The organism is Kitasatospora sp. NPDC024654, from assembly GCF_055559155.1.
This window is the reverse complement of the sequence record NZ_JBVHLF010000197.1, coordinates 1-4,392: the sequence shown is the minus strand read 5'-3', so window position 1 is coordinate 4,392 and position 4,392 is coordinate 1. Positions and strand designations below refer to the sequence as shown.

Here is a 4,392-nt window from a genome sequence, read left to right as displayed (position 1 = left end):
CGGACGAGCGCGACCGCGTCCCGCTTGAACTCCGCCGTATACCGCTTGGCCATGTTGCTCTTGATTCCCACCTGGTGCTGCTTCCTCCGGGCTTGTATCGCCCAGTCTCCAGGTGTCCAACCTCAAGGGGAAACTTCAGGAAGCACCCCGAGTTCGGATACCTCACTCCGTTCGAAACCCGAGCCAGGCCGCAGCACCACTTCATCCGTTGTCCAAGATCCGGAGGGAACTTCACCCCCCACATCGAAGAACCTGACCACGGCAGCTACCCCCACGAAGAGTTCGACACCAAACCGACCATCTTCACCTTCCCAAACAACGTCTTCGGGCCACTGAAAATCTGACCCCATCCAGCCCCTGAACACCGAAGAAGCCGAAGAACAAACCGAGAAACTCAAGGCTCCACAACAACCCAAGCCAACTACCACAACAACCCGAACGAAACGCCGCAACACTCCGAACGGGACACCGCGACAACCCAGCCGAGGTGCCATGACCGGCGTCACCCGGTCGGCCCAGCAGCAATCGCGCCGCCCAGCGCCCCGAACCTAGGGTCGACCCAAGCCCAGGCTCGGCCATCGGGCTGCTCGGCCATCGGGCCGAAGGACCTCCGCCCGGCCGTGCCGGAAGGGAGCGAACCCATGTACCCGGTACGCACGTCCATCATCGCACTCAGCGCGAGCGCCCTGCTGGCCCTCACAGCCCCCACGGCCAACGCCACCAGCCCGACCGCCACCGTGAACCCCAACATGCACACGCACCCCGGCCAGACAGTCGCGCTGACCCTGCACGGCTGCGCCAATCCCAAAGCCGGCGGATGGGCCCGAGGCACCCCCATCGCGAAGGGCTCCAGAACCCTGAGCCCGATCGGATTCACCCAACTCAAGCCCGGCCCACACGGCAACCTCGTCGGCACCGCGAAACTCGCCAACGTGCAGCACCGACAAAGCTACAACATCTCCTTCGTCTGCAGATCAGACCCCAAGACCGTGGTAACCGCCACCGTAGCGGTGAAGTAACCACACCCCACCACCCCCACCAGCCCCCAGCCACACCCACACTCAACGAGCCGGTGGCCCCCGCCCCCAAAGCACGGGACCACCGGCTCACCCACACCCCCAAAAGCCCCCAGAACCACCAACCCACCCACACACCCCCCAAGAACACTGGTGAAGTTCCACCCTGCGGTTGGACACCGATCTTCTACGCCGCGAGGGTATGACCTTGCTGGTGTCGCCGCCGGATCTCGAGTGGGGTGAGGTAGCCCCCAGTCGGGGTGTTTGCGTAGGCGCCTGCGGTTGTAGGCGGGTGAGCTCCTCGCGCTCGGCGCTGGTCAGCTCGCCTGGCCGGCCCTCGCCCCGGTCGGTACGGTCCTGCTTCACCCAGCCCCGCAGCCCCTCCGGGCTGACCCCCAGCTCCCGGGCGATCTCGGTGACGTTCCGGTGCGGAGAGGACCGGACGAGCGCGACCGCGTCCCGCTTGAACTCCGCCGTGTAGCGCTTACTCATGTTGCTCTTGATTCCCACCCGGCACTGCTTCCTCTGGGCTCACACGTCCCAGTGTCCACGTGTCCAACCACGGGGTGGAACTTCACTGGTGAGCCCCCGCTCACCCACACCCCCTCCCCCCGAACAGCCCGAACCACCACCCCACTCACCCCCCAAGGGGCCCGGAACCACCAACCCACCCACACCTCCCCGAACAGCGCGGAACCACCAACCCCCGCCCCGCCTCCCCCTCCCCCAAAGCACGCGAGCGAGCCCCCACCCACCCCCACCCACCACCCCCACCACCACCCGCCACCCACCAGGGGTCACCGGCCGGTCACCCAAGCGCTTGATCTCCTGTAGGGATACGATTACCGTACGTATGGTTGCCTTGGGCAACCAGCCCATGGGGGGTGGGGCATACCGAGGTCCCGCCCGACGTGGCGGCCCGTCACCACAGGCCACCACCAACGAACATGACAACGGCCGGCGAGCACGGGGAGCGCACGCCGACCACAGAAGGGACCAGCCGTCATGCCCGGCGATACCCAGCAATTCCGCACCTACGTCGAAGACAGCCTCGACGCCCTCGCACAACACCCCCACCACGAAGCCCTCGTCCACGAGGACCGACGCATCAGCGCGGGCGACCTACGCGACCTCGTCTACCAAATGGCCCACGCCATGCTCGCCCAAGGCCTCGGCCGCACCAAGACCGTCACCCTGCTGAGCGGCAACCTGCCCGAAACGATCGCCGCCCGCTACGCCGCCAACCTCATCGGCTGCACCGTCAACCACCTCTACAACAAACTCTCCGCAGAGGTCCAGGCCGCGATCGTCACCGACGTCGAAACCGCCGCACTCATCGTCGACCCACGCCTGGCCGAACGAGCCACCGAACTCACCGCCCTCGCCCCCGTCCCCACCATCCTCACCCTCGGGAAAGCGAACATCGGCGACGACCTCCTCACCCTGGCCGCCGAACAACCAACCGACCCCATCACCACCCTCGCCCACCCCGACGACATCATCAGCATCCGCCACACCGGCGGCACCACCGGCCACCCCAAAGGCATCTGCAGCACCTTCGGCCAAGCCGCCGCCTTCCGCGGCGGCCTCGAAGACTCCGAACAAACCGAACGCCAACTCGTCTGCACCACCCTCGCCCACGCCGCCGGCCACCTCACCGACCACACCCTCGCCGCCGGCGGCACCGTCATCCTCCTCGAAGACTTCGACCCCGCCCAAGTCCTCGCCACCATCGAACGCGAACACATCACCCGCCTGTTCGTCCTCCCCCCACTCCTCTACCAACTCCTCGACCACCCCACCCTCCCCACCACCAACACCACCACCCTGCGCACCCTCATCTACGGCGGCTGCCAAGCCTCCCCCACCCGCCTCACCGACGCACTCCACCGCCTCGGCCCCGTCCTCTTCCAGTTCTACGGCCAAAACGAAGCCGGCGGCATCAGCACCCTCACCACCACCGACCACGACCCCACACGCCCCGACCGACTCCGCTCAGCCGGCAAAATCCTCCCCGGCGTCGAAGTCGAAATCCGCGACCCCCAAGACCACGCACTACCCACCGGCGAACTCGGCGAAATCTGCGTACGCTCCCAAACCGTCATGCAAGGCTACTGGAAACAACCCGAACTCACCGCAGAAGTACTCCGCGACGGCTGGCTCCACACCGGCGACCTCGGCCACCTCGACAACGACGGCTACCTCACCATCGTCGACCGCCTCAAGGACATGATCATCGTCGTCGGCGGCCACGTCTACACCACCGAACTCGAAGACCTCCTCAACACCCACCCCCACATCCAACAAAGCGCCGTCTTCGGCGTCCCCGACACCGACAACATGGAACAAATCCACGCAGTCATCGTCACCACCCCCAACACCACCATCAACGAACAAGAACTACGCGAAATGGTCCGCCAACAACGCGGACCCATGTACGAACCCACCCACATCACCCAAACCCACACCCTCCCCCTCACCGACGCCGGCAAACCCGACAAAAAACTCCTCCGCCAACAAACCCAAAGCACCCCCACCAACTAAACACCCCCACCAACACCACCCACAAAAACCCAGGCAACGTCCACTGCGGCCACTGGAGGTGTGGCGGCGATCCTGTGCCGGTGCGCGGACTGACCGACCAGGAAAGGACAGATGCCGCAGCTGATAGGGCGCCGGGGCACTATGAAGTCGGCGCCCCATCGGCGGCCGATGATGCTGCTGGCGTCCGTGGGTGGGGTGGGAACCGGTGCCCGGTGATCGCCCGGCGGGTCCAGACCGACGGGCGAAGTGGGGGCAAGACGCCAGGGCCCGCCCGATCACGCCGTGTCCGCCGCGGTCGGGTCGTGGCGTCGCAGCCGGGCGAGGGCGTCGGCGCGTTCCTCCCAAGCGCCGACGCGTTGGTCCTCGATCCCGTACACCTGGGCCAGCCGGCCCGTCGCGAAGCCGGCCGAGGCGACATCGCGACGGGCCGGGTCGACCGGCTGGGGTGCGTTCGACGGAACGCCATCGGTGCCGTGCGGACTCGATATCCGCAACGTGAAGGGCATCCGCCAGGGAGGGCGTCCACTCGCCAACGCGGCGTAACGCCTCCGGCTCAACCGGGTGGAACGGCCTACCGCGCGCTCTCCGGTGTCCAGCGAAGCGTCATGTCGGGCAGGTTCTCCATGTTGCGATCGCCATCATTGGTGTCGAGGACGGTGAAACCGTGACGCTCGTAGAACGCGCGGGCATCGATGTTCTGCTGAAAGACGTGCAGGGACACCCCGTCAGGGCTGTGCTGAACCGCCCCGGGTTCGGTGGGGACTCGATTTCGTGTAAGGATTCGAGTCATGGCACGTCCTTCCTCCTACCCGCCTGAGCTGCGCCGTCGTGC

At 66.3% G+C, this 4,392-nt stretch carries 5 protein-coding genes and 1 pseudogene; 3 read left to right on the top strand and 3 right to left on the bottom strand.

Going from position 1 to position 4,392, the window contains the following annotated elements; all coding sequences use genetic code 11:
- Together ACZ38L_RS38590 and ACZ38L_RS38585 are read left to right on the top strand one after the other, a co-directional pair.
- Positions 1-344, top strand: a pseudogene (locus tag ACZ38L_RS38590) (hypothetical protein); the annotation flags it as partial.
- A gap of 297 nt (positions 345-641) precedes the next feature.
- The gene (locus ACZ38L_RS38585; RefSeq protein WP_465702664.1) at positions 642-1,019 is read left to right on the top strand and encodes a hypothetical protein; all 378 of its coding nucleotides are present in this window, start codon (positions 642-644) and stop codon (positions 1,017-1,019) included.
- Positions 1,020-1,106: 87 nt separating this feature from the next.
- On the opposite strand, the gene ACZ38L_RS38580 is transcribed toward ACZ38L_RS38585, so the two are convergent.
- Positions 1,107-1,508 (bottom strand): transposase, encoded by a 402-nt coding sequence (locus ACZ38L_RS38580; protein WP_465702667.1) that lies wholly within the window; start codon positions 1,506-1,508, stop codon positions 1,107-1,109.
- 513 nt (positions 1,509-2,021) lie between these two features.
- Here ACZ38L_RS38580 and ACZ38L_RS38575 point away from each other — a divergent pair.
- Positions 2,022-3,560 carry an AMP-binding protein gene (locus ACZ38L_RS38575; RefSeq protein WP_465702662.1) on the top strand — a complete coding sequence of 513 codons (1,539 nt, stop codon included), beginning with the start codon at positions 2,022-2,024 and terminating at the stop codon, positions 3,558-3,560.
- A 275-nt stretch (positions 3,561-3,835) separates the two neighbouring features.
- Here ACZ38L_RS38575 and ACZ38L_RS38570 read toward each other — a convergent pair whose 3' ends face one another.
- Together ACZ38L_RS38570 and ACZ38L_RS38565 are read right to left on the bottom strand one after the other, a co-directional pair.
- A complete protein-coding gene (locus ACZ38L_RS38570) occupies positions 3,836-4,066 on the bottom strand; it encodes a hypothetical protein (protein ID WP_465702660.1) in 231 nt (76 codons plus the stop codon).
- A 65-nt stretch (positions 4,067-4,131) separates the two neighbouring features.
- Positions 4,132-4,281 carry a hypothetical protein gene (locus tag ACZ38L_RS38565; protein ID WP_465702658.1) on the bottom strand — a complete coding sequence of 50 codons (150 nt, stop codon included), beginning with the start codon at positions 4,279-4,281 and terminating at the stop codon, positions 4,132-4,134.
- Positions 4,282-4,392: the final 111 nt, after the last annotated feature.

Excerpts from the sequence above, each read along its gene's own strand:
- ACZ38L_RS38585 (WP_465702664.1), top strand. The coding sequence starts at position 642 with ATGTACCCGGTACGCACGTCCATCATCGCACTCAGCGCGAGCGCCCTG.
- ACZ38L_RS38580 (WP_465702667.1), bottom strand. The coding sequence starts at position 1,508 with ATGAGTAAGCGCTACACGGCGGAGTTCAAGCGGGACGCGGTCGCGCTC.
- ACZ38L_RS38575 (WP_465702662.1), top strand. The coding sequence starts at position 2,022 with ATGCCCGGCGATACCCAGCAATTCCGCACCTACGTCGAAGACAGCCTC.
- ACZ38L_RS38570 (WP_465702660.1), bottom strand. The coding sequence starts at position 4,066 with ATGCCCTTCACGTTGCGGATATCGAGTCCGCACGGCACCGATGGCGTT.